Source organism: Flavobacteriaceae bacterium, assembly GCA_003443635.1.
In the GTDB taxonomy this organism is placed as follows: Bacteria; Bacteroidota; Bacteroidia; order Flavobacteriales; family Flavobacteriaceae; genus AU392.
This window is the reverse complement of the sequence record CP031964.1, coordinates 2,715,130-2,741,887: the sequence shown is the minus strand read 5'-3', so window position 1 is coordinate 2,741,887 and position 26,758 is coordinate 2,715,130. Positions and strand designations below refer to the sequence as shown.

The window sequence follows — 26,758 nt, the reverse complement described above, 5'->3', positions numbered from 1 at the left end:
TAAAGTTACAAAGATTTTGTACGCCCACCATCAACAGGAAGGTTAATTCCGTTAATATAACTTGCTACTTCACTTGCTAAAAATGTAATTGCACTAGCTGTTTCTTCAGGTTTTGCAAAGCGTTTCGCTGGAATAGCATTTTGCATAGTTTTTGTTGCATCCTCTATAGAAACACCTGTTTTTGAGGCTTTGTTTTTTATAATCTCAGATAAGCGTTCAGTTGCTGTAGCACCTGGTAATACATTGTTTACGGTAATGCCAAACTGCCCTAATTCATTAGCTAAAGTTTTACTCCAATTGCCTACTGCACCACGTATAGTGTTACTAACCCCTAATCCATCTAAAGGTTGTTTTACAGATGTAGATATTACATTAATAATACGCCCGTAACCTTCACTTTTCATAAAAGGAACAAGAGCTTGTACTAGTATATGATTGCATTTTAAATGCTGTGTGAAAGCATTTTGAAACTCGTCTAACTCTGCTGAAAATACAGGACCTCCTTTTGGTCCCCCTGTATTATTTATTAGAATATGAAATCCGTGATAATTTGATATGTAATTAGAAATCTTAGTTCTTAAATTTTCAGGATTAGAAAAATCTACAACAATATAGTTATGTATTTGATTATTGCTTGGCAATTCAGACACTACTTTTTGTAATTTAATTTCATCTCTAGCCACAAGTATAACATTTACGCCTTCTGTTGCTAATGCTATAGCTGTTGCTTTTCCTATGCCTTGTGTACTTCCACAAACCAAAGCATTTTTATTTTTGAGGTTTAAATTCATAATATTTCTCGTAAAAACAAGAATCTTTTTTTTTATGTTATTTTAATTTTTAATATTCTAATAACTAGTATTTTATACACACATTTTTAGCTTCTGTAAAGAATCGTAATGCTTCAAAACCTCCTTCACGACCAACACCAGAAGCTTTAATGCCTCCAAAAGGGGTACGTAAATCACGCATCATCCAAGTGTTTATCCAAACAATTCCGGCTTGTAATTGATTGCTCATTCGTATAGTACGTTTTAAATCACTGGTCCAAAGTATAGCCGATAAACCATACTTTACATCATTAGCCATTTGTAATACATCATCTTCTCTATGAAATGGCATAATAGTAACTACTGGACCAAAGATTTCTTCTTGATTTAATTTGCATTTATTATTAGTGATTTCAATAATTGTTGGTTCAAGATAGTAACCATTTTCATAGTTTTCTATTGTAATTTTATTCCCTCCACAAACAATAGTTCCACCTTCTTCTTTGGTTATATTTATATAATGTATTACTTTCTCGAGATGCGACTTCGAAACTAATGCCCCAATATTGGTAGACTCTTCAGATGGATGTCCAATTTTAAGCTGTTTTATTTTTTTAATAAAATCTGTTTTAAATTTTTCGTAAATAGAATCTTCTATAAAAATACGACTACCACATAAACAAATCTGTCCCTGATTAGAAAAAGATGATTTAACCGTTGTAATTAACATATCTTCATAATCGCAATCAGCAAAAATAATATTAGGGTTTTTACCTCCTAATTCTAAAGATAATTTTTTGAACATTGGCGCTGCAGTTTTAGCGATATGTGCTCCTGTAGTTGTACCACCAGTAAAGGAAATAGCTTTAATATCTGGATGTTCAATAATAGCTTGTCCGGTTGTAGTACCTAAGCCATGTACAATGTTTAGCACTCCTTTAGGTAAACCAGCTTCGGTACATATTTCGCCTAAAAGATAAGCCGTCATTGGTGTAATTTCACTGGGTTTGGCGATTACGCAATTTCCAGCAGCAATTGCAGGAGCAATTTTCCAACTAAACAGATATAATGGAAGATTCCAAGGCGAAATACACCCCACGACCCCTATAGGTTGTCTTAATGTATAGTTAATAGCTTCTTGCCCTACACTTTCATGACTTTCGCTTGCAAATTGTGTAATGGCATTGCCAAAAAAACGAAAATTACTTGCTGCCCTTGGAATGTCAATTGATTTTGCTAAAACAATAGGTTTGCCATTATCAATACTTTCAGCTGCAGCAAAACGCTCTAGATTGTCTTCTAATAACTCTGATATTTTAATTAAAATACGGCTGCGCTCTTCTAAAGTGGTTTGAGACCAAATAGGGAATGCTGATTTTGCAGCGATATATGCGTTTTCTACATCAGCTTTAGATGAGTTGGGTATTTGCCCATATATTTCTCCATTAGCTGGACAATAGTTATCTAACCACTCATTATTGATTGGATTATGAAATTGTCCGTTGATGTAGTTTTTAATATTCATTTTTATTACTTGATCTCGATTGATTCAAGTTTGTTTATTTCAATATTACAGATAAAAATAAATCAATTATAATTTTTTATAAGCCATTACTTTAATCTCTACTACCAAATCTGGGTGAGGTAACTGATGTACAGCAACGGTTGTGCGAGCTGGTCCAGTTTCAGCTGTGAAAAACTCGGCATAAGCTTTATTGTAACCAGCAAAATCGTTCATATTTACTAAAAAAGAAGTGACATCAACTACATCTGCAAGTGTTGCACCTTCTTTGATGAGATTATGTTCTATATTTTTTATGACTTCTCGTGTTTGAACTTCAATATTTAGATGTTTGGTACCCATCTCATCAATTATATCAACACCAGCAATAGTATTATCTGGTCGCCTAGAACTTGTACCAGATACAAATATAAAATCACCTACACGTTTAGTATGTGGATATGCACCTCTTGGTGTTACTTTACTCATAATTGTCTTACTTATGCCATGATAAAGTAAGTTTCTAATACTGTGTTATCTTTTAATTGGAATCCAATTTATGAGATTAACACATCATTTTCACCCCTCGTAATGACGATTATTTTAATCCGGCTATTCGGTCATCTTCTAATATAGCTTCAGTTTCTTGTTTTATTTTTTCTAAAATAGATTTGAAATCACCATTTAAATCTAATTCATTATCTGATAACATATTTAAAATGGCTTTATCTTGAGCCCTCCCTTTTAACATTGCTTCCCTATAACCAATAGTTTCATTAAAAGTCACTAACGAGTACTTTGATGAATATTCATCAGGAAATGTTTCTTCTAAAGTCATTTCTAATTTACGCTTTTTTTGGAATATAGGATTAGCAATATGATCTTTCATTTCATGAAAATTATCGATTGCCAAATCTGCTATAGCGTCAGTATCTTTTTTACGAATGCTTTCATAAATTTTAAAAACAGTTTCCCAATCACCTTCGCTTTGATCTAAAACGGCATCAAATTCTACCACATCTTCAAAAGATGCATTCATTCCTTGCCCATAAAAAGGAACGATAGCATGTGCTGAATCTCCCATGAGTAAAGTATTGCCTTTAAAATGCCAAGGCGAACATTTTACGGTACCTAGAGGAGAAGTAGGGTTTTTAAAGAAATCTTTAGTAAGGTTTGGCATTAACTCTAACGCATCTGGAAATTCTTTTTTAAAGAATTCTGTAACTATTTTTGGAGTTGTTAGATTGTTAAAATTGTATTCACCTCCATTATAACTTAAAAATAAAGTAACTGTAAAACTACCATCCATATTTGGAAGCGCAATGAGCATAAAATCACCTCTTGGCCAAATGTGTAATGCATTTTTATAAGTTTTATAATCTCCAGTTTTGGTAGGAAGTATCGTAAGTTCTTTATATCCATGTGTAAGATAATCTTGTGAGAAACTAAACAAGAATTTTTTACCTAAATAATAACTTTTTCGTAGAGCTGAACCTGCTCCATCTGTAGCAATAATAACATCAGAATCTTCTATAAATTCTGAATTAGTTTCATAATCTTTAAAAAGTGCAGTAGTATTTTCAAAATCTACAGAAATACATTTTTTATTAAAATGTATAGTAACATTTTTATGTTTTTCAGCTTCATTAAGTAATAAAGTATTTAAATCACCACGGGAGATAGAATTGATATATTCGTGTGCTCTACCACTATAATTAGATAAGGTGGTATTGCCTTTTTTGTCGTGAATCATTCTTCCATTCATAGGAATACATAACGCATTTACTTTTTTTTCAATGCCAACCAATTTCATTGCTTTATTACCTCGATCTGAAAACGCAAGATTGATTGAACGACCTGCACTTAATTTTACTTTACGTAAATCAGGTCGTTTTTCATAAACAGTAATATTATATCCTCTTTGTGCTAATCGTAAAGCTAAAAGGCTTCCACAAAGTCCAGCTCCTATAATAAGTATATTTTGTTGTTTATTAGTCATTATAATACACTTTTTAATCGATTTATCATATCATAAACATCTTGAAAAGAATTATAAAGTGGAACAGGTGCGCAACGAATTACATCTGGTTCTCTCCAATCTGCAACTACTCCAAGTTTGGTAAGCTTATTATACAAAGATTTATCTGCTTGTTTAACTTGTATTGATAACTGACAGCCTCTTTCATTTGGATTTTCAGGAGTAATAATTCGTACAGCTTCTTCTCCTAATTGTTTTAATAAAAACTCAAAATACCCTGTTAGTTTTTTTGATTTTTCTACAAGTGCTTCAATACCGATTTCATTAAAAATATCTAAAGAAGCTTTAATTGCCGCCATAGATAATATAGGTGGATTGCTTAATTGCCAACCTTCAGCTCCAGGTAATACGTCAAATTCGTGACGCATATTAAAACGTGTTTCTTTATTATGACTCCACCAACCTGTAAATCGGTTGAGAGTTTTATTAAAGGCGTGACGTTCGTGAACAAAACAACCGCTTAAACTTCCTGGGCCAGAATTTAAATATTTGTAGGTACACCAAATTGCAAAATCTGCTCCCGAATTGTGTAAATCCAAGTTTACATTTCCAGCACCATGAGCGCAATCAAAACCGACCATACAATTATATTTATGCCCCAATTGTGTAATACGCTTTAAATCAAAAAATTGCCCAGTATAATAATTAATTCCGCCAATCATAATTAGCGCAATTTCATCACCATGTTTATTAAGAATATTTTCTAAATCTTCATAATGTAATAATTCCTCATTTTTTCGAGACTTCCAAAAAATAAGGCTTTCTTTATCATCATAACCATGATGACGTAGTTGAGATTCAACTGCATATTTATCTGAAGGAAATGCGTCACTCTCAATAAGAATTTTATATCTTTTTTTTGTTGGTTTATAAAAAGATACCATCATAAGGTGTAAGTTAGTGGTAAGTGTATTCATTGTGATCACTTCAATTGGCTTTGCTCCAACTAACTTTGCAGTACTTTCAGTTAAAAACTCATGATAAGGCAACCAAGGATTTTTAGCTTCTATGTGTCCATCTACACCAAGATTAGCCCAATCTTTGAGTTCTTGATCAATATAGGTTTTTGTAGATTTAGGTTGTAACCCAAGAGAGTTTCCACAGAAATAAATTAAATTATTACCGTCTTTGTCTTTAGGAATGTGAAAAGCATCTTTATATTTAGATAATTTATCTAATTGGTCTTGCTGTTTAGCATAATCGAGACCTAATTTATAGGTAAGCAATATCTTTGTGTATTTACGTTTTACACAAAAATAGGATTTTTAAACCAAATAATTAATTATTTGATTTCTACACTTACACCTGTGAAATAAAGCTTCCAATCGCCCTCTCCTCTGTGATGTTCTGTTGCGATTTTAATGCCATTAAAATCTTGATGATTTTTCCAAGCAGTAACTAATGAAGGTTCAGGAGCATTAGCTCTTCTAAAAACCCACTCTTTAATTAAAAAATCATCACCATAATAGAAATCATATGCATCCCCAGGAGTATAACCTCCTTCGTTAGAATAGGTAATGGTAATTTTATTGAGTAGCTCTTTACTTATAGGAGCTTCTTCTTTTGGATGTTCACTTACTGTTGCACTTTCATCCCAAATTAAATTAAAAGGAGATAATAACCAATATTTATCATTAATGAACCCTCTGTCAGCACCTAAACTAGTACTATCTATTGATGCTCGATTATAATTAACAACATTTTCTCCAGTTGTTAGAGTTACATCATTAGTTTTTGGTTGCCATTGCCAAGCGCGTTTAGAACGATTTTGACCATTAACATCTACGTTAAAAACAAAATCTATTTTAGATACGTTACTCCAGTTTTCAAAGCCATAAGCATTTGCTATTTTTTGAGCAGCAGATAAAGGCTTTGCTTCTTCATTTTTAGTTTCTTGGGCGTTTTTGTCTGATTTACAAGATATAATTGTAAAGACAAGACATAAAATAAGGATGTATCGCATTTTTTCTAATTTTTGCCAAATGTAAAAAACCATAATGAGTTATAATTAAAGAACATATTTTATTTTTGATATTTTAAGATAATATTATGAATAAAATCAATCATTATTTTGAAACTAATAAACAGACTTGGAATGAGAAAGTTAAGGTTCATTCTAAAAGTAAGATGTATGATATTGATGCTTTTATTAAAGGAGAAACTTCATTAAAGCATTATGAGCTTACGGCATTGAAGAATGTTAAAGGAAAATCATTATTACACTTGCAATGCCATTTTGGTCAAGATACATTAAGTTGGAGTAGGAAGGGAGCAAAGTGTGTTGGTATTGATATTAGTGAAGAAGGAGTAAAGTTGGCTAAAAAATTGAATGAAAAATTAAGACTTGATGCAGAATTTACATGCTGTAATGTTTTAGAAACTTCAAAATACATTAAAGAAACTTTTGATATTGTTTTTACAAGTTATGGTGTGATTGGTTGGCTACCAGATTTAAAGCCATGGGGTAAAATGATTGCAGAACGTTTAAAATTAGGAGGTGTATTTTTTATAGTTGAGTTTCATCCTATAGTTTGGATGTTTGATTATTTAGAAATACCTCCAGTTTTAAAATATGGATATCATCAAAAAGAAGTAATTTATGAAGAATATAAAGGAACTTATGCCGATCCTTTATCAGATATGATGAGTAAAGAATATGGATGGAATCACGGATTGGGAGATGTTGTTACTGCATTAGCTGATGCGGGTTTGTATATTGAATATTTGAAAGAGCATGATGAGAGTCCATATAATGTTTTACCCGACCTAGTAGAAACTAAATCGGGTAGTTATATAAGGAAGGATACATTGTATCCACTAATTTTTACATTAAAAGCTACTAAGGTTTAGTATTTAATGAGCATTTTTTTTCAATAATTCAGGGAACTTTGCTTGAAAACGCCTTAATCTTGGAATAGAAACATTTCTTATATAGCCACTGTTAGGGTGTAGTTTTTCGTAATTTTGATGATAAGCTTCTCCAACCCAAAACTTTTGAAAAGGTAAAACTTCTGCTGCTACTTTTGCATTAAGTTGTTTGGCAACAGCTTCTTTTTTATTTAAGATAATTTGTTTCTGTTCATCATTTTGATAAAAAATAATAGAGCGGTACTGAGAACCTCTATCTGGTCCTTGTCCAAAAAATTGAGTAGGATCTTGTGAGCCAAAATAGATATCTACTAGAGTAGAGAAATTAATAACTTTTGGATCGTAAATAACTTCTACAGCTTCTGCATGGCCAGTTCTACCTGTATTACTAAGCTCATAAGTTGGGTTGTCTGTGTGCCCCCCAGAATATCCATTAATAACTTCGTCTACACCATTTACACTTTCGTAAACAGCTTCAACACACCAAAAACAACCACTAGCGAAATACGCTCTAGCTTTACCATTTTGTAAAGGAACTTCTATAGGAGTTGCATTTTGTAGTGCTAATTTTTGCGGATTAACTTGAGCGTTATTTTGACAGCTAAATGCTGTTATCAAAAGTATCGCAAAGATTAAGTTTTTAAAATTCATCTATTATTTATTTAATATTTATGTCGGATAAAAAAATAAATCTTAACATTATTAGGAAGACTTTATAAAACAAAAAAGCCTTTACAATTTGTAAAGGCTTTTTTGTTTTATAAAATTGAAATTATAGTTTCGAAAATAATTTTTCCATTTTTTCTCTTTGTTCTGTTGCCAAAATTTCATCTACTAAAATACGACCGCTATGTTCATCAGTAATTATTTTTTTACGTGATGCAATTTCCATTTGTACTTGTGGTGGAATTGTGAAAAATGATCCTCCAGAAGCACCTCTCTCTATAGCTACAACTGCTAATCCATTTTTTACATTTGAACGAATTCTAGTATAAGCTACAACTAAACGTTCTTCTATAGATTTTTTATATTCGTCAGATTTTTTTAGCAATGCTTCTTCTTCTTTTGCGGTTTCGGCTAAAATAGCATCTAATTCACTTTTCTTGTGCTTTAAATGCTCATTACGTTCTTTTAAACGGTTTTTATTCTCATCGATTACCTCATTTTTTTGTTCGATTTGAATTTTAAACTCTTTAATATGTTTTTCTGCTAATTGAATTTCTAATTCTTGAAATTCAGTTTCTTTGGTTAAAGAATTGTATTCTCTGTTATTTCTAACATTTTTTTGCTGTTCAGCGTATTTTTTAATTAAAGTTTTAGCTTCTTCAATTAAATTTTTTTTCGCTTTAATTTGATCATCTATATTTGTAAGACTATCATTTAATTTTTGAAGCCTAGTATTTAAACCTTCGATCTCATCTTCTAAATCACCAACTTCTAAAGGTAATTCTCCTCTTACATTTCTAATTTCGTCAACGCGAGAATCGATTAATTGTAGGTCGTACAATGCTCTTAACCGCTCTTCTACAGTAACTTCTTTCTTTTTAGCCATGCTTATATATACTTTACAGGATTTGTGTTTGTGTTTGATAAAACGATTGCAAAATTAGGAATTTTTTTTGTAAGATAAGCAACTAAAAGGTTTTTTGTGAATTGCTCACTTTCATAGTGACCAATATCAGCCAAAACAATATCATTTTCAGCTGAGAAAAAATCATGATACTTAAGATCTGCAGTGATAAAAATGTCTGCTTTTGCTGCTTTTGCAGCAGTAATTGCAAAACTACCTGAACCACCTAGTACAGCTACTTTTTGAATAGGCTTATCAAATAATTTCGAATGCCTAATCGTATGTACTTGCATTGTAGATTTTATATGTTGTAGAAAAGAATTTTCGTCCATAGGGTTTTCTAAAACTCCGATCATTCCCATACCGATATTTTGATTTTTGTTATCTAGAGTTGAAATCTCATAAGCGACTTCTTCATAAGAATGCGATTTTAATAGTGTATCAATGATTTTAGACTCCAAATGTTTTGTATATGTTATGGATATTTGTGTTTCTTTTTCGTTTTGAGTGATACCTTTTTTACCTTTTGTAGGATTTGAATTTTCGTTACCATTAAAAGTACCTATTCCATCAACATTAAAACTACAATGGTCATAATTACCTATGCTTCCTGCTCCGGCATTAAATAGAGCTTCACGAAGCGTTTTTGCTTCATCTTTAGGGACATAAGTTGTTAGCTTTTTTATGCTTCCACTTTGAGGAATTAAGATTTCTCGATTTACTAATCCAATTTTATTACAAATCATATCATTCACACCATAAAACGCATTATCTAGAGCTGTATGGATTGCAAAAATAGCTACCTCATGCTTTATTGCTTTCATTACAACACGTTCAACATAAGAATTACCAGTTAGTTTTTTTAACCCTTTAAAAATAATAGGATGAAAGCTAACAACAAGGTTACAATTGTTTTCTATTGCTTCATCAATTACAGGTTCAAGGGTATCCAAGGTTACCAAAATGCCAGTAACTTTGCTATTTTTATTTCCTACTAACAAGCCTACGTTATCAAAATCTTCTGCATAGCTTATTGGCGATAATTCATTTAAATGAGTAATAACATCTTGAACAATCATAAGTTTTTTCTGTTTAAGTTCAAATATAAATAATTACTTTCGTTGCTATGAAATTGGTGCGAAAAATATTGTTTCCTATAGTACCTATTTATTACGCTGTTACTTGGTTGCGCAATAAAGCTTATGATGAAGGGATTTTTAATTCTAAATCATATGAATTGCCATTAATTACTGTCGGTAATTTGAGTGTTGGTGGAACTGGAAAATCACCAATGATTGAATATCTCATAAAAATATTACAGGACCATTATAAAATTGCAACTTTAAGTAGAGGATATAAGCGTAATACTACTGGTTTTATTTTAGCAAATGAAAAATCTTCTGCTTTATCCCTAGGAGATGAACCTTTTCAATTTTATCAGAAATTTAAAGATGTAATTGTAAGTGTTGATGCTAACAGACAAAATGGAATAGCAGAATTAGAAAATCTAGCTGAGCCCCCAGAAGTTATTTTATTAGATGATGCTTTTCAACACCGAAAAGTTAATGCAAATTTTAATATATTGCTTACTACTTATAGTAAACTTTATGTAGATGATTTTGTATTACCTACAGGAGATTTACGAGAACCAAAAATTGGAGCAAAACGTGCTAATATAATTATAGTTACCAAATGCCCTCCTACAATTAGTATACAAGAACAAGAAACGATTATTAAAAAAATAAAACCATTAAGTCATCAAGATGTGTTTTTTAGTAGTATTAAGTATTCTGACAAAGTATATTCTTTAGATAGTGATATATCATTATCTAAATTAAAAGTAAATGAGTTTACTTTGGTTACTGGAATAGCAAATCCTAAACCATTAATAGATTTTTTAAACTCTGAAGGATTTTCTTTTGAACATTTAAGGTTTAAAGATCATCATGAATTTTCTGTTAATGAAATAAGTATACTTAAGTCTAAATCTTTTATACTTACTACTGAAAAAGATTTTATGAGATTAAAAGATAAAATGAATAGTGATATACTTTACTATCTGCCTATTGAAACAAAAATGTTTCAAGAAGAAGAATTTAATAAGTGTATAAAAGATTATGTAATAAGTAAAACTTCAAAAACGTTAGGCTGAAATAGATGAAGCTCCACCAGATAGGGCTTCGTACAATTTCTTTTCAAAATCTTCTTGTTTAAAAGGTTTAGAAATAATATCGTTAAAACCAGCATCATCAAATTCTTGCATTTTATCTTCAAGAGTAACAGCTGTAAGTGCAAAAATAGTAAGTTCTTTATTAAATGCTCTAATGCGTTTTGTGGCTTCTAACCCGCTAATACCTGGCATGTGTATATCCATTAATACAACATCATATTTAATTTCTTTAACTTTTTCAACTGCATCTTCACCATTATCTACGAGCTCACAATTGATGCCCATTTTAGTTAGTATTTTTTTGGTAATCATTTGATTGATTTTATTATCTTCTACAACCAAAATTTTAACCTTACCTAAATCTAAATCACTAATGCTTTTAGAATAGTCCTTTTTTACAGGAATTGCTAGTTCCTTTGCTTCTTCTAATGGAAATTCTATGAAAAAACTTGTTCCTTTACCGAGCTCACTTTTTAAATAAATTTTTCCTTTTAAAATATCTACCAATCCTTTTACGATAGAAAGCCCTAATCCGGTTCCACCGTATTTACGATTAATTTGCACCGAACCTTGAGAAAAACTCTCGAACATGTTATCTTGCTTCTCTTTAGTAATTCCTATACCGTTATCTTTAATCTCTAATCGGACATTATGCATTGATTTATTTTTTGAAACAAGCGTTACTTTAGCCCAGATATCTCCATTTTTTGTGAACTTGATTGAATTACCAATTAAATTAATGAGAATTTGAGATATCTTTAATTGATCACCATTAAATGTTTCAGGGAGATGCTTATCATACTCAAAGTGAATCATTGTATTATTATCTAGTGCTGAATTATTTAATGCTGAAATTACATTTTCTACTTTATGTTTAAGGTTGAATATTTCTGGATCAAGTTCAACTTTATTAGCTTCAATTTTATTGATTTGAAGAATGTCATTAATAAATGTAAGTAGATAATCTCCAGAAAATTTAAGAGATTTTAAATGTTGTATTTGTTCTTTTTTTGGATTTTCTTCTAATAACATATTGGTTAAACCTGTTACTGCATAGAGTGGAGTTCTTAGCTCATGTGTTACTGTAGATAAAAAATTTGTTTTAGTTTTTGCAGCAATTTCCGCTCTTTCTTTTTCAGTTAAAAGTTCATCATTTTTACGATACAACATATTATTAGTTTTAATTCTAATATTATTGTTTTTGTATAATGACAATGTTAAAAGTGATAATATCGTAATTAAAGCAACACTTAGTATAGTTGTTAATTGTGATAAATTATCCTCTTTTTTTTGTTCTAACCCCTCAGCCTCTAATTTATTTATAAGCGCATCTCTATCATTAAGAAGAGATTGTGCGTTCTTTTCTGGAGATAAAGTTTCTTTCCTTATAGTTTGAATAGAATCATTTATAGCAATATAATGTCTTAAGTTAATATTAGCTTCTTGATAGTTTTCTTGTAATGTATATATATCACTTAATGCTTTGTAACCATCATTAATCAATTCTAACGAACCAATTTGCCTTGCTTTTTCTAACCCTTCTTGAGTTAAAAATAATGCTTTATTATAATTTTCTTCTTTAGAAGTAACAATACCATTTTTAATTAACGCAGCGCTTTCTACTTTTGGAATATTATGTTTTCTTGCTAATGAAATAGATTCATCTATAAAAAATGAAGCAGAGCTCAAATTGTTTAATTCTATATGACAAATAGCTTGATTTAATGCAATCTCTGCAATAAATTCATTGCGATTTTCTTCTTCAAATATTGTTTTAGCCGATTTAAATAAATCGAGTGCAGTTACATATTCTTTAATTTTTAAATGAATTAACCCTGAAATATATCTAGATATTGCTAAATTGTTTTTGTCATTAAGTTCTCTTTGTATATTAATTGCCTTAATGATTGTAATTTTAGCTTTGTCATTATCCTCAATTAAATATTGAAGCTTTGCTATTTTCGATTGTATTATTCCTTGAAGCTTTTTATCATCAATTGTTTCGGCATTAATTAAAGCATTTCTAAGTGTACTTCCAGCATCAAATAAGTTGCCGTTTTGTATCTCTAATTCAGCTTTATTAATACTATTTTCAATAGTATTTTTATTTAATGCAGAATCTTGCCCACTATTATTTTGTGCATAATGATGAGAAGCAATTGAAACTAAAAATACAAATATGTAATATTTGATTCGGGACATTTAGAGTCATTTTATCGACAAATATAGTAATATATTCGATAAAATGCATTTTTTTGTAGCTTTTTAGATGATTTATTTACTTGATAAATAGTGAATCAAGTCAATGATCCTACTTGAATACCCTGTTTCATTATCATACCATCCAATGATTTTAACCATATCTCCAATAACAGAAGTCATTTGTGCGTCAAAAATACAAGAGTGTGTATTTCCAACAATATCAATAGATACAATTGGATCTTCAGTATACTCTAAAATACCTTCATACTTGTTTTTTGAAGCATTTTTGAAAGCTTTATTAATTTCTTGAACCGTAGCTACTTTGCGAACATTAAATGTAATATCTGTAAGTGAACCATTGGCTACAGGTACTCTTATACCGCAACCTCCTATAACATTGGATAATTTTGGAAATATTTTAGTAATTGCCTTTGCAGCTCCAGTAGTAGTTGGTACAATAGATTGCCCAGCTGCTCTAGCACGACGTAAATCACGATGAGGTTGATCATGTAAACTTTGATCTGTAGTATAAGAATGTATTGTAGTAATATAGGCTTGCTTAATATTATAAAGCTTATCTATAATATCTATCATCGGAGCAGCATTATTTGTTGTACAAGACGCATTAGAGATAATTGTTTCGTCTTTTGTAAGAGTATGCTCATTAACTCCTAGAGCTATCGTTTTTATATCATCATCTTGTGGAGGTACAGATAAGATAACTTTAGCAGCTCCATTATTAATATGATGCTTTAAACTTTCTTTTGTCTTATATTTTCCTGTGCATTCAATAACATAATCTACATTATATGGTTTCCAGCTAATTGTAGAGATGTCTTTTGAATTTAATAAAGGAACTTGTTTATTATTAACTATGATATGATTTTCATTTGAACCAATTTTAGCATTAAGAACTCCATGAATACTATCATATTTTAATAGATGACTTAGTGTTTTTGTATTAGCTATATCATTAATAGCAACAACTTGAATATCTTTTTGTGCCTCAATTAATCTAAAAACACGCCTTCCTATTCTTCCAAAACCATTTATGGCTATATTAATCATACTTTAATTAATATGTTTTTGAGCTTTATATGAAGATCTTACAAGAGCACTACTTTCTACATGGCGGAACCCTAAATTTAATCCTATCTCTTTGTATTCAGTAAACTGATCTGGAGTGATAAACTGTTTTACAGGTAAATGCTTTTTACTTGGTTGTAAATATTGACCAATAGTAACTACATCTACTTGAGCATCTTTAAGATCGTGAAGAGTTTCGATAACCTCTTCTCTGGTTTCTCCTAAACCTAACATAATTCCAGTTTTAGTACGACGTTGTCCTTGGGTTTTTAAATAATTTAAAACCTGAAGACTCCTATCATATTTTGCTTGAATACGCACTTCTCTCGTTAACCTGCGAACTGTTTCCATATTATGGGATACGACCTCTGGTGCAACATTTAAAATCCTATCGATATGTTGTTCTATACCTTGAAAATCAGGTATAAGTGTTTCAAGCGTTGTTTGAGGGTTCATTCTACGAACAGCTTTAACCGTTTCTGCCCACATAATACTTCCCATGTCTTTTAAATCATCTCTATCAACACTAGTTAGAACAGCATGTTTAATCTGCATAATCTTAATAGAACGAGCAACTTTTTCTGGTTCATCCCAATCTACAGTTTCTGGTCGTCCAGTTTTTACACCACAAAAGCCACAGGATCTTGTACAAATATTGCCTAAAATCATAAATGTAGCTGTTCCTTCTCCCCAGCATTCACCCATATTAGGGCAACTACCAGATGTACATATAGTATTTAGTTGATATTTATCTACTAAACCTCTAAGTTCTGTATACTTTTTTCCTGTTGGAAGTTTAACGCGTAACCATTTAGGTTTTGCTTGGCGTTCAGGCTTTGTGTTTGAAGCAATTTCTGCACTCATGAATTATGTGATAATTTGAAACAAAGATACAAAGTATTCTGTTAAGAAAACTCTATAATGTGGTAAGATACCAAACACTAAATCCTGTTAAAAATAGGATACCTCCCCAGCTTAAAACATGTAACCAAGATGAAGGTTTTGCTTCTTTTGGAGTATGTGTACTTATAATAAGTTTATAATTTATAATCGCATAAAAAGGAGCAGTAATAAAAGATAAAATAGTAGCTATTTTAATTAACAACCCCATTTCTGAAGCAAAGGCAAAAAAGATAACAACAGTGCCAATGGCTAGTACTATAATCCAGAATAAAAATCCTTTTTTAAATATTTTTTTAAATAATAGTTGAGATGTTCTATGCATTGCTCTTGGTGAAGCATCTAATGTTGTTAATGTCGTGCTAAACATTGTAGTGAATGCAGCAATACCTATAAATACATAAGACCAACTTCCTAAACTAGAAGTATACATTTCTATAAGTTGGTTTGAAAATATGGCACCAGAACTACTAAATGTTTCTCCGCTTCCATACATAACTAGATATCCTAAAAATACAAAGCAAATTCCTAAAACAATAGTGCTGATATACCCAATATTAAAATCGAAAAGAGCAGTTTTTGTATTGAAAGTATTATTGTCTTTTCTTTTTTCGACTGTCCATAACGAATGAAAAACAGCAATATCTAATGGTGCTGGCATCCAACCCATAAAAGCTGCTAAAAAACCAATTTCAATGGTGCCTTTAGGTAAGACCTGAACAAATGAAAGTGAATCATTATTGTTAGTCAAAGCAACAATTACAGCTCCTATAGTACTAATCGTAAGAGTAATTATAATTATTTTTATAATACCGTCTAATAGTTTATACTTTCCAATAAACAAAATAGTCATACAAATTAAAGTGATTATCACAGTCCAAATTTGAATGCTAGAAATTGAAAGTCCACCAATAGTAATGGTTGAAAAATTTCCGAAAAGTGTTGTGGCAAGTCCCGCTGTTACAATAGTTACAGCAGTTTGAATGGTAAACATTGTGGCAAATGTTAGTATATAATAGGTTATTAAAATACCATTCCCTAATTTTTTATACCCATCTAATAAACTCTCTCCTGTAGCTGAAGCATATCTAGCTCCGAATTGAAAAAATGGATATTTAAATAGGTTTACCAATAACAATGCCCATAATAAACCTAGACCAAAATCAGCTCCAGCTCTTGTAGATTGTACCAAATGAGATACTCCAATGGCAGCACCAGCAAATAACAATCCTGGGCCAAGTTTTTTTAGATTGAATTTCAAATACTGAAGTGTTTTTAAATTATAGAATTTTATAACTCATCTCAAATATATGGTATCTAAATAAAATAAACTCGAAAAGTGAAAGATTATAGCGTATTAAATACATTATTATTTTCCTTGTATTATTTCTGCTAATAATTTTTTAGCTCGAAGTAGTTTCACTTTAATATTGTTCATAGGTTCATTGAGTTCTATTGAAATTTCATGATAACTCAACTCTCTAAAATATCTTAAATTTATAACTTCTTGATAATGAGGTTTTAGTTTTTTTATATCTCGCAATAATTTTGCTAAATTTTGCTCAGTAATTAATTTATCTTCTGGAGTGGGGGATTCATCTATAATATTTTGTACCTGCTTATCTACATGAGAATCTCTATCACTAGAAATAGATGTTTTTTTCTTTCTTAATAAATCAACATGAATATTCTTAGAAATTGTGATTAACCACGTTTTAAATTTATAAGTTTCATCAAAAGAGCTGATTTTGTCAAAAGCTCTAGAAAAAGATTGAATTGTAATATCTTCAGCATCGTTTTCGTTTTCAGTACGCTTTAATAAAAAAGCATAAACGTCATTCCAATATGTATCTAGCAAAAAATTGAATGCGATTTGATTGTTTTCTTTTGCCTTTTTAATGGCTTCTTTTATTTCCAATGATTCGGTTTTGAAATGATATTAGAGCTAAAGATAAATAATTGTGTGACAATTAAAAATAATTCTAAGAAGGGTAGAAGAAAAATGGTATCTAACTCATTGAGTTTTTTTGCTGAAAAACCTACACTAATAAATTGAATGACAAAACGTAAAATAATTAATGATAAAACAACTTTCCAGTTAAATGAAAATAACAATAAAATAATCGCTAAAACCCAAAAAAATAACTGAGAACTATAAAATAATCCAAGTAGAAATTTATGTTTAATCTTGTAATATTTTGAAGTAGAAACATGACGTCTTTTTTGAATAATCCAATCCTTAAAAGATCTCTTTGGTAAAGATTCTGTAAAACTTTTTCTTGAGAAGCAGATATTAGTATTGTGAACAGTTGAAACTTGATTAATAAATAAATCATCATCACCCGAACGAACCTGCATATGACTTATAAATCCATCTGCTTTATAGAACTCATTTTTATAATACGCTAAATTTCTCCCAACACCCATATAAGGAATTCCTATTTTGGCATAAGAAAAATATTGAACAGCAGTCATTAAAGTTTCGAATCGAATAAGCTTATTTAATAAAGAATTACTTTTTTTATAAGCTCCATATCCTAGTACTATTGATTTTGAGTTAATGAAATTATTTGCCATTTCACTAATCCAATGTTTAGAAATAGGTTTACAATCAGCATCGGTAAATAATAAAATATTATTAGAAGCAGATTTTATCCCTAGCGTTAAAGCATATTTTTTATTACCCCAAAAAGCTTCATTGTTTTCAACATCTACAATTTTAATCTTATTGTGTAAATTCTTAAATGACTCCATTACTTCTAATGTTTCATCACTAGAAGCATCATTAATTAAGATAATTTCATAATTGGGATAATCTTGTTCTAATACAAAAGGTAAAAATTGTTTGAGGTTTTTAGCTTCATTTTTTGCACAAATGATTACAGATACAGGATGTTTTTTTTGAGTAGTAATATGATGTTTTGAAGCTGCAAATTGTGAGAATAAAAAACCATAATAAAATAGCTGAATAAAAACAATACCAATAAAAATGTAAAATAAAGTGATTAATACAATCACTTTATTTACGAATGTTGAGGTTCGTTACAACTATCGAACTGATCAGGCATTTTTCCACAAAAGCCACAAGCATCTCCATTTTTATTAAGCATTGGATTTTGACTTGCACAAGTTCCTGCAAATTTACCATCTTTTTTTGCCCAAATTTTTATTGCAATACCTGCAACAGCTAAACCTAAAAGAAATAATGTAATTAAGAAAAGTTTCATCTATAAAATGCTTTATGCAAAAGTAAATATTTTATATGATAATCTAAGTTCTATTGATTGAGTTTAACAAACTGTTATGCTAAAAACAATATTAATTATCTTTATTTATAGGGATTTCTGCAACAGAATTTTCTAAAGAAGCATTTTTATTACCACCTTTAGGTTCAATAGTAATATTTAAAGCTAAAGCATCTTTAATATAAGGAATAGGCTTGAGTTTTCTATCTGCTTCACTCAATACTCCTAAATTTATCATTTTATCTTGTAATTGTGCCCACATCTGATAACATTGCTCATCTGAGAGTTCAGGCAAGGCTACAATATCTATTAATGTTGATTTTTCGATAGGATTAATGTATGCAACAGTTTTTAACTCTTTAGCACGTTCATTACCTCTCAAAACATATTTTTGAGTTTCAGGATTGTTGAGCTTTAAAAATTCACGCATCACCCCATCTAATTTATCATTATTTTTTTCAATATCTCCTCTTAAATCAAAAATCTCCTCAGCAATAGTATTATTCTCGTCTAGAAGCTTTTGGTTTTGATTATAAAATAAATAAGATGTGCCTGCAAAAACTAATGCAGCAATACTTGCAGCTATACCAATCCAAGGTGATTTTTTTGTTTTTTGCTGAAGTTGAATAACTGGACTATCATCTAATGTATCTAAAATAGAACCTAAAATGTGTGTCGGTGCTTCTTTTGAATATGTTTTAGCAGCTAATTCTAATTGATCTTGAAGTAAATCGTATTCTTCTTTTACCTCAGGATAAGTATTAATAAAATTCTCTACATTACTTGTTTCTGAAATAGAAATATCTCCAATTATATATTTATTTAATATGCCAGACTCTAAAAATTCTTGTACCTTTTGTTTCATAATTGTACAGTTTTAAGGATTATAGATTTTTTTAAGTTCTCGTAATCCAATTTTTAATCTAGATTTAATTGTACCTAAGGGAATGTTTAATTCGTCACTGGCTTCTTGCTGCGTCATGCCTTCAAAAAACAAAGCATTAAGCACAGTTTGGTATTTTAAATCTAAGGTTGCTAAATGTTGTTTTAAATCCATTGTATTTGGATTTAACCCAGAAGTAGCTATTTTATATACGTTGGAATCTGCAATTTGGACTTCCTTATCGAATTTTAAATTGTGACTTCTTAATTTATCTATTGCGGTATTTCTAGCGATTCGATACATCCAAGTAAATAGTTTTGCTTTACTTGAATCGTATTTTTTTGCATTTTTCCATATTTTAATAAAACTTTCTTGTAGAGCGTCTTCTGCTAAAGCACTGTCATTAGTTACTTTGTTAATTACTCCAAATAAAGAGTTTGAGTAGTTCTCGTAAATCAGAGTAATAGCTTTCTTATCCCCCTTTTTTAATAACGATACAATATGTTGTTCTAATTTTGTAACCACGTTTGAAATCTACAAATTACTTCTAATAAAAAAAAGATAAATTTTTAGGATAACGTTTAAAAACTCTAAAAAATATTTACTTCAGCCTCTAAATTTATATTATAAATTCGTTTTATAGTGTTTTGTATTAGTAAAGAGAGTTCATAAATGTCTTTACCTTTTGCTCCTCCATAATTTACTAACACTAGAGCTTGATTTTTATGAACCCCATAATTATTAAAACGTTTTCCTTTAAAACCAGCTTGTTCAATAAGCCATCCTGCAGGTATTTTTACTAAATCTTTTGAAATAGGATAGCTTGGAATGTTTGGAAAATTTATTTTTAAAGCTTCAAAAATTGTATTCGAAATAATTGGGTTTTTAAAAAAACTACCACTATTACCTATCTCTTTTGGATCTGGTAATTTAGAGCTTCGAATAGTAATTACCGCTTTTGAAATATCTTTAATAGTAGGATTTTTATCAACTCCCATTAACCCTAATTCATTCTTAATTGCTCCGTAAGATGTTTTTAATTGATGGTTTTTTGAAGCTAATTTAAAAGTTACATCTAAAATAATAAAATCACCTTTAACATTTTCCTTAAATATTGAACTACGATAATCAAAATTACATTCTTTGTTAGTAAATGTTTTTATAGATTGTGTAGCAATTTCTAATACAGAGCATTCTACAAATGTATCTTTAAGTTCAACTCCATATGCACCAATATTTTGAATAGGTGCCGTTCCTACATTACCAGGAATTAAAGATAAATTTTCAATACCTCCAAAATTATGTTCTATAGCCCATAATACAAATTGATGCCAATTTTCTCCTGCTGAAACTTTCACATTTACTGAATAAGGATCAGTAGAAATAATTTCAATGCCTTTTAAATTTAAGTGAATAACAAGAGCATCGATATCTTTTGTAAGTAACATGTTACTTCCTCCTCCTAAAATAAAATGCTTTGTGTACTCTTTTAAAGATAATGCATATTTAAGTTCGTCAATAGTATTTACGGAAATAAAGTGCTTTGCCTTAACATCAATATCAAAAGTGTTATAGGACTTTAAAGATATGTTTTGTGAGATAATCATTTATGCATTATACTCTCTAAGTGCTTGCTTTAAAATGGCAACGGAACGAATTAAATCTTCTTGTTTAAGTACGTATGCAATTCTAATTTGGTTTAAACCAAACCCTTTTGTTGAATAAAATCCAGCAGCAGGAGCTACCATAATTGTCTCTCCATTAAGGTCAAATTTTTCTAAAATCCATTGCGCAAAATCATCGGCATTTCTTACAGGAAGCTCTGCTATACAGTAAAACGCTCCTTTGGGCTTAGCGACCTTAACTCCTTCAATTTTTTGTAATTCTTCAATAAGAGTATTTCTCCTTGCGACATACTCTTTTATAACATCATCAAAATAACTTTGAGGAGTTTCTAAGGCAGCTTCACATGCTATTTGTGCATAAGTTGGAGGAGATAATCTAGCTTGAGCAAATTTTAAAGCTGTACTTATAACATCATCACTTTTAGAGACAATACATCCAATTCTTGCACCACACATACTGTAACGTTTAGATACAGAATCAATAACAATGGCATGTTTTTCAAGTCCACCTTCTTGCAGAATAGAATAATGCTCAGTACCATCGTAAGCAAACTCACGATAAACTTCGTCAGCAATTAAAAATAAATCATGTTTTTTTACAATAGCAGCTAGTTTTTTGATTTCTTCTTTGCTATATAAATATCCAGTAGGATTACCAGGGTTGCAAATAAGAATTGCCTTTGTTTTTGAAGTAATTAATTTTTCAAATTCTTCGATAGGAGGTAAGGCAAAATTATTTTCAATTTTTGAAATTACGGGTACAATGTTAACACCAGAAGCAGTTGAGAACCCATTATAATTTGCATAAAAAGGTTCTGGAATAATAACTTCATCATTTGCATCCATAATACTTCCAAAAGTAAATAGTAAAGCTTCGCTACCTCCAGTAGTCACAATTATATTATTTGCTTTAACATGAATGTCATTTTTCGCATAATATGCTGCAATTTTTTCGCGATATTGCTCAGATCCTTCAGAACGACTATAAGCTACAATTTCTAAATCATTATTTTTAACAGCATCTAACGCAACTTGCGGAGTTTTAATATCTGGTTGCCCAATATTTAAATGAAACACTTTCGTACCCCTCTTTTTTGCAGCTTCAGCATAAGGAACTAATTTGCGAATTGGTGATTGAGGCATAGATTTACCTTTTTTGGAAATTTTTGGCATTATAGTTGTATTTTAAAGTAGAGCAAATTTGCGAAATTTATCTTAAATTTTGTTTAAAATATAGAGTTAAATGTTATGAGTAAATGAAAATAAAGTATTTTTCCAGCAAAGTTTTTTGTATATTAAATTTCTAAATGAAAAAGCATTATCTATTTATAATTTCGTTTCTTTTTATATGGTCAAGTAGTTGGTCTCAGGGTAAATTTATGCTATCTGGTGGCAAATCTGATAAAATAAATTTTAAACTTATTAATAACTTAATAATATTCCCTGTTGAAGTGAATGGTGTTGAGCTTTCATTTTTATTAGATACTGGAGTAAGTAAACCCATAATTTTCAATTTTGTTAATTTAACTGAAGAACTTCAAATTAATCAAACAGAACGAATTTATTTAAGAGGCTTAGGGGAAGGAGAACCTGTAGAAGCGTTAAGATCTAGAAATAATATTTTTAAAATTGGAAATGCTATAAATCTTAATCAAGATTTGTATGCTGTCTTTGACCCAAATCTAAATTTTTCACCAAGATTAGGTGTTCCTGTGCATGGAATTATTGGATATGATTTTTTAAAAGATTTTATAGTTGAAATTAATTATTCATATAAATATTTAAAAATATCTAACCACAATAATTACAAGTATAAAAAATGCAGAAAATGTAAATCATTTGATTTAGAATTCCATAGCAATAAGCCTTATATTAAAGGTGTAGTTTCTCAAAACGGGAATAATAAACCTGTTAAACTTTTGGTTGATTCTGGTAGTAGCGATGCTATTTGGTTATTTGAAGATGAAACAAAAGATATTACACTACCTAATAAGTATTTTCAAGATTTTTTAGGACATGGTTTAAGTGGTAGCATTTATGGAAAACGTTCCAAAATAGATGCTTTTCTCTTAGATGATTTTAAATTGAGAAAAGTAAATGTTGCTTTTCCAGATTCAACGTCAATTGATAATGCTAAGAAAATTCAAGATAGAAACGGTAGTTTATCAGGAGGGATATTAAAGCGTTTTAATATCATTTTTGATATTCATAATAAAAAAATGAGATTACGAAAGAATAAGTATTTTTCTGATGAATTTTATTATAATAAAAGTGGAATTGCTTTAGAGCATAATGGGATTAGAGTTGTTAGAGAATTAGAAGAAAAAGAAGCTCAAATTTATGGAGCATCAGTTAGCCAAGCCGCTGGAGCAAGGCAAATAGAAGTAGGTAAAACTTTTAAATACTTTTTTGCACCATCTTTTTCTATAGTCGAATTACGTAAAAATTCTCCAGCTGAAAGAGCTGGACTTAAAATAAATGATGTGATTTTATCAGTAAATGGTAGAAAAGCACATGATTATTCACTACAAGACATTGTGAAATTGTTTTATGATGAAGATGGGAAGCGAATAAAATTATTAATAGAGAGAGATGGCGAAAAACGTAGTTTCTCTTTTACTTTAGAAAGCTTATTAAAATAAAAAAGAGGTTCTAAATTAAAACCTCTTTTTATTATTGATATTTTTTGAATTTATCTAATTTGCTGTAGATTCCACTACTGTACCTTTTATTTTTAATGCTACATTTGGGGTATCTGCATTTGAAGTAACTGTTATGGTTTTTCTGAAAGGAATCACTCTATTTGTATCATATTTAACTTCAATTTCGCCTGACTCACCTGGCATAATTGGTTTTTCCGGTTTTTTAGGAATTGTACATCCACAACTAGATTTAACTTTTGAAATTATAAGTGGAGCATTTCCAGTATTAGTGAATTCAAATACTCTAACACCATTAGCACCTTTTTCAATAGTTCCGTAGTCTATCACATCAGTTTTAAATTCAATTTTAGCAACTTTATCTTGTGCTTTAATAGAAAAACTAATAAGTCCAATAAACAATATTGTAACTAAATGTTTCATAATTTTTAATTTAAATTCTATGTAAACTTAATCACTTTTTATTCAATCTGCAAAAATATTAGATGTATTGCATATACATTTAACGTATATAAGATATAATAATAGCATTATAATTTTACAGAAAAAGAAATATAAGTATTTTTGCGAATCAATACTCAAAAACTATTCCAAAGTATGTCTATTTCATCTCAATACGATGCAATTCAAGTAGAAAATAAATGGTACGATTACTGGATGAAACATAATTATTTTCATTCAGAACCAGACGAAAGAGAGCCTTATACAATTGTAATTCCGCCACCTAATGTAACGGGAGTATTACATATGGGGCATATGCTTAATAATACCATACAAGATGTTTTAATACGTCGTGCAAGGCTTCAAGGTAAAAACGCATGTTGGGTACCAGGAACAGATCACGCATCTATAGCTACCGAAGCTAAAGTTGTTGCAAAACTTAAAGAGAATGGAATAGATAAAAATGACCTTTCAAGAGAAGAGTTTTTAGCACATGCTTGGGAATGGACACATGAATATGGAGGTGTTATTTTAGAGCAGCTAAAAAAATTGGGTTGTTCATGTGATTGGGATCGTACAAAGTTCACTATGGATGATGATATGAGTGAAGGTGTGATTAGAGTATTTGTCGATTTATATAATAAAGGTCTTATTTATCGTGGTTATCGTATGGTAAATTGGGATCCAGAAGCAAAAACAACCTTATCTGATGAAGAAGTAAATCACATTGAGCGTACAGATACACTGTATTATGTGAATTATAAAATTGAAAATGAAGAAGATTATGTTACTATTGCTACTACACGTCCTGAGACCATTCTAGGAGATACTGCAATTTGTGTAAATCCTAAGGACGAACGTTTTAAACATTTAAAAGGGAAAAATGTTATTGTTCCTATTTGTAATCGCGTTGTTCCAATTATTGAAGATGGCTATGTAGATATTGAATTTGGTACGGGATGCTTAAAAATAACTCCAGCTCATGATGTAAATGATAAAGAAATAGGAGAGCGTCATAATTTAGAAGTTATTGATATTTTAAATGATGATGCTACATTAAATAGTTTTGGCCTACATCACGAAGGAAAAGATAGGGTAGTGGCACGTAAAGATGTAGCTAAAGAACTTAAAGAATTAGATATATTAGTCAAAACAGAAGATATTACTCATAAAGTTGGAACTAGTGAACGTACACATGCGGTTATAGAACCAAGATTAAGTGATCAGTGGTTTCTTAAAATGGAAGAATTAGTAAAACCGGCTATTAAAGCAGTTTTAGAAGATGATGATATTAAACTTTTTCCTAAGAAATTCGAAAATACTTACCGTCACTGGATGGAGAATATTCGTGATTGGAATATCTCTCGTCAATTAATTTGGGGGCAACAAATTCCTGCATATTATTTTGGAGATGGAAAGAATGATTTTGTAGTTGCAAAAAATAAGGAAGAAGCTTTAGAATTAGCTCAAGAAAAAACAAAAAATAATAATTTGAACCTTGAAGATTTAAAACAAGATAAAGATGCTTTAGATACTTGGTTCTCTTCTTGGTTATGGCCTATAAGTGTGTTTGACGGAATTCGTAACCCTGAAAATAAAGATATTAATTATTATTACCCAACCAATGATTTAGTTACTGGACCAGATATTTTATTTTTTTGGGTTGCACGTATGATTATTTCTGGATATGAGTATAAAGGAGAAAAACCATTTTCAAATGTTTATTTAACAGGACTTGTTAGGGATAAACAGCGTCGTAAAATGTCTAAACAATTAGGGAATTCTCCTGATGCTTTAAAATTAATAGAGAAATATAGTGCAGATGGTGTTCGAGTAGGTCTTTTATTAAGTAGTGCAGCTGGTAATGATTTAATGTTTGATGAAGCTTTGTGTCAACAAGGAAAAGGACTTGGAACTAAATTATGGAGTGCATTAAATTTAACTAAAATATGGCAAGTTGAAGCTATAGAGCAACCAAATTCTAGTAAGATTGCATTAGAATGGTTTGAGTCTAAATTTCAAAAAGCATTATTAGAAATTGAAGATCACTTTAGTAAATATAGACTTAGTGATGCTTTAATGGCTATTTATAAACTCATTTACGATGATTTTTGTGGATGGTTATTAGAAATAGTTAAACCAGCATATCAACAACCAATAGATAAGAAGACATTAGATAATTTAATGTCTATTTTTGAAAACAATTTAAAAATAATGCATCCATTTATGCCATTTATTACTGAGGAGATATGGCAGCAAATATCTGAAAGAACTCCTAATGAAGCACTAATAATTGCAAAATGGCCAGAAGCAAAACCGATAAATGAAACTTTAATTTCTGAATTTGAATTAGCTTCAGAAGTAATTTCAGGAATTCGAACAATTAGAAAACAAAAAAATATTGCATTTAAAGATGCGATAGAGATGTTTGTAATAAATAATGAAAATACTTCAAAAACTTTTGATGCTATTATTACTAAGATGGGTAATATTTCATTATTAAGTTATACCAAAAATAAAGTTGAAGGCGCATTAACATTTAGGGTTAATTCTAATGAATATTTTGTGCCAATGCAAGGTACTATAGATATCGAAGAAGAAAGAGGAAAGCTCACCGAAGAATTAAATTATACAGAAGGGTTTTTAAAATCTGTACAGAAAAAATTAGCAAACGAACGTTTTGTTAATAATGCTCCAGAACAAGTTGTAGCTGTTGAAAAGAAAAAAGAAGCAGATGCACTAGCAAAAATAGAAACCTTAAAGACGAGTTTAGCTAATTTATAATGAAGAAGAATTAAA

General features: G+C 30.0%; 25 protein-coding genes. 4 read left to right on the top strand and 21 right to left on the bottom strand.

Going from position 1 to position 26,758, the window contains the following annotated elements; all coding sequences use genetic code 11:
- Window positions 1-5 precede the first annotated feature (5 nt).
- The 6 genes from D1817_12580 to D1817_12555 form a co-directional block, all read right to left on the bottom strand.
- Complete coding sequence (locus tag D1817_12580) at window positions 6-791, bottom strand: SDR family oxidoreductase (GenBank protein ID AXT20688.1); 786 nt, start codon at window positions 789-791, stop codon at window positions 6-8.
- Between the two features lie 64 nt (window positions 792-855).
- Window positions 856-2,295: an aldehyde dehydrogenase gene (locus D1817_12575; protein ID AXT20687.1), complete on the bottom strand. Its 1,440-nt coding sequence runs from the start codon at window positions 2,293-2,295 to the stop codon at window positions 856-858.
- A 66-nt stretch (window positions 2,296-2,361) separates the two neighbouring features.
- Window positions 2,362-2,760, bottom strand: coding sequence for a RidA family protein (locus tag D1817_12570; protein AXT20686.1), 399 nt, complete (start codon window positions 2,758-2,760; stop codon window positions 2,362-2,364).
- A 109-nt stretch (window positions 2,761-2,869) separates the two neighbouring features.
- Entirely contained in the window at window positions 2,870-4,270 is a 1,401-nt protein-coding gene (locus D1817_12565; GenBank protein AXT20685.1) for an FAD-dependent monooxygenase, read from the bottom strand.
- Complete coding sequence (gene kynU, locus D1817_12560; GenBank protein AXT20684.1) at window positions 4,270-5,535, bottom strand: kynureninase; 1,266 nt, start codon at window positions 5,533-5,535, stop codon at window positions 4,270-4,272. The genes D1817_12565 and kynU overlap by 1 nt, the downstream gene beginning before the upstream one ends.
- A 56-nt stretch (window positions 5,536-5,591) precedes the next feature.
- Complete coding sequence (locus D1817_12555) at window positions 5,592-6,272, bottom strand: hypothetical protein (protein ID AXT21279.1); 681 nt, start codon at window positions 6,270-6,272, stop codon at window positions 5,592-5,594.
- Between the two features lie 86 nt (window positions 6,273-6,358).
- Between D1817_12555 and D1817_12550 the strand changes: the two genes are divergently transcribed.
- Window positions 6,359-7,159, top strand: a complete 801-nt coding sequence (locus D1817_12550; protein AXT20683.1) for a class I SAM-dependent methyltransferase — start codon at window positions 6,359-6,361, stop codon at window positions 7,157-7,159.
- Between the two features lie 3 nt (window positions 7,160-7,162).
- Here the strand turns inward: D1817_12550 and msrA are convergent, their stop codons facing one another.
- The 3 genes from msrA to D1817_12535 form a co-directional block, all read right to left on the bottom strand.
- Entirely contained in the window at window positions 7,163-7,828 is a 666-nt protein-coding gene (msrA, locus tag D1817_12545; protein AXT20682.1) for a peptide-methionine (S)-S-oxide reductase, read from the bottom strand.
- A gap of 121 nt (window positions 7,829-7,949) precedes the next feature.
- Entirely contained in the window at window positions 7,950-8,729 is a 780-nt protein-coding gene (locus tag D1817_12540; protein AXT20681.1) for a hypothetical protein, read from the bottom strand.
- A gap of 2 nt (window positions 8,730-8,731) precedes the next feature.
- Window positions 8,732-9,826, bottom strand: coding sequence for a Nif3-like dinuclear metal center hexameric protein (locus D1817_12535; GenBank protein AXT20680.1), 1,095 nt, complete (start codon window positions 9,824-9,826; stop codon window positions 8,732-8,734).
- Window positions 9,827-9,873: 47 nt separating this feature from the next.
- Here D1817_12535 and lpxK point away from each other — a divergent pair, with 47 nt between their 5' ends.
- On the top strand, window positions 9,874-10,899 hold the full coding sequence (gene lpxK / locus D1817_12530) for a tetraacyldisaccharide 4'-kinase (protein AXT20679.1): 1,026 nt from the start codon (window positions 9,874-9,876) through the stop codon (window positions 10,897-10,899).
- On the opposite strand, the gene D1817_12525 is transcribed toward lpxK, so the two are convergent.
- From D1817_12525 to D1817_12475, 11 genes are all read right to left on the bottom strand, one after another.
- A complete protein-coding gene (locus D1817_12525) occupies window positions 10,891-13,119 on the bottom strand; it encodes a response regulator (GenBank protein ID AXT20678.1) in 2,229 nt (742 codons plus the stop codon). The genes lpxK and D1817_12525 overlap by 9 nt on opposite strands.
- A 72-nt stretch (window positions 13,120-13,191) precedes the next feature.
- Window positions 13,192-14,187 (bottom strand): type I glyceraldehyde-3-phosphate dehydrogenase, encoded by a 996-nt coding sequence (gene gap / locus D1817_12520; GenBank protein ID AXT20677.1) that lies wholly within the window; start codon window positions 14,185-14,187, stop codon window positions 13,192-13,194.
- A 3-nt stretch (window positions 14,188-14,190) separates the two neighbouring features.
- Window positions 14,191-15,069, bottom strand: coding sequence for a lipoyl synthase (gene lipA / locus D1817_12515; protein ID AXT20676.1), 879 nt, complete (start codon window positions 15,067-15,069; stop codon window positions 14,191-14,193).
- A 52-nt stretch (window positions 15,070-15,121) separates the two neighbouring features.
- Window positions 15,122-16,366, bottom strand: coding sequence for a divalent metal cation transporter (locus D1817_12510; GenBank protein AXT20675.1), 1,245 nt, complete (start codon window positions 16,364-16,366; stop codon window positions 15,122-15,124).
- A 108-nt stretch (window positions 16,367-16,474) separates the two neighbouring features.
- Window positions 16,475-17,023 (bottom strand): sigma-70 family RNA polymerase sigma factor, encoded by a 549-nt coding sequence (locus D1817_12505; protein ID AXT20674.1) that lies wholly within the window; start codon window positions 17,021-17,023, stop codon window positions 16,475-16,477.
- A complete protein-coding gene (locus D1817_12500) occupies window positions 17,014-18,123 on the bottom strand; it encodes a glycosyltransferase (protein ID AXT20673.1) in 1,110 nt (369 codons plus the stop codon). The genes D1817_12505 and D1817_12500 overlap by 10 nt, the downstream gene beginning before the upstream one ends.
- A 5-nt stretch (window positions 18,124-18,128) precedes the next feature.
- On the bottom strand, window positions 18,129-18,332 hold the full coding sequence (locus D1817_12495; GenBank protein ID AXT20672.1) for a membrane or secreted protein: 204 nt from the start codon (window positions 18,330-18,332) through the stop codon (window positions 18,129-18,131).
- A gap of 91 nt (window positions 18,333-18,423) precedes the next feature.
- Complete coding sequence (locus D1817_12490; protein AXT20671.1) at window positions 18,424-19,215, bottom strand: RNA polymerase subunit sigma-70; 792 nt, start codon at window positions 19,213-19,215, stop codon at window positions 18,424-18,426.
- Window positions 19,216-19,227: 12 nt separating this feature from the next.
- Window positions 19,228-19,758 (bottom strand): sigma-70 family RNA polymerase sigma factor, encoded by a 531-nt coding sequence (locus D1817_12485; protein ID AXT20670.1) that lies wholly within the window; start codon window positions 19,756-19,758, stop codon window positions 19,228-19,230.
- A gap of 65 nt (window positions 19,759-19,823) precedes the next feature.
- A complete protein-coding gene (locus tag D1817_12480; protein AXT20669.1) occupies window positions 19,824-20,840 on the bottom strand; it encodes a UDP-N-acetylmuramate dehydrogenase in 1,017 nt (338 codons plus the stop codon).
- Window positions 20,841-22,031 (bottom strand): pyridoxal phosphate-dependent aminotransferase, encoded by a 1,191-nt coding sequence (locus D1817_12475; protein ID AXT20668.1) that lies wholly within the window; start codon window positions 22,029-22,031, stop codon window positions 20,841-20,843.
- A gap of 134 nt (window positions 22,032-22,165) precedes the next feature.
- On the opposite strand from D1817_12475, the gene D1817_12470 reads away from it, so the two are divergent.
- A complete protein-coding gene (locus D1817_12470) occupies window positions 22,166-23,500 on the top strand; it encodes a PDZ domain-containing protein (protein ID AXT20667.1) in 1,335 nt (444 codons plus the stop codon).
- 54 nt (window positions 23,501-23,554) lie between these two features.
- Here D1817_12470 and D1817_12465 read toward each other — a convergent pair whose 3' ends face one another.
- Window positions 23,555-23,941: a DUF1573 domain-containing protein gene (locus D1817_12465; GenBank protein AXT20666.1), complete on the bottom strand. Its 387-nt coding sequence runs from the start codon at window positions 23,939-23,941 to the stop codon at window positions 23,555-23,557.
- A 174-nt stretch (window positions 23,942-24,115) separates the two neighbouring features.
- Here D1817_12465 and D1817_12460 point away from each other — a divergent pair, with 174 nt between their 5' ends.
- Window positions 24,116-26,743, top strand: coding sequence for a valine--tRNA ligase (locus D1817_12460; GenBank protein AXT20665.1), 2,628 nt, complete (start codon window positions 24,116-24,118; stop codon window positions 26,741-26,743).
- Window positions 26,744-26,758: the final 15 nt, after the last annotated feature.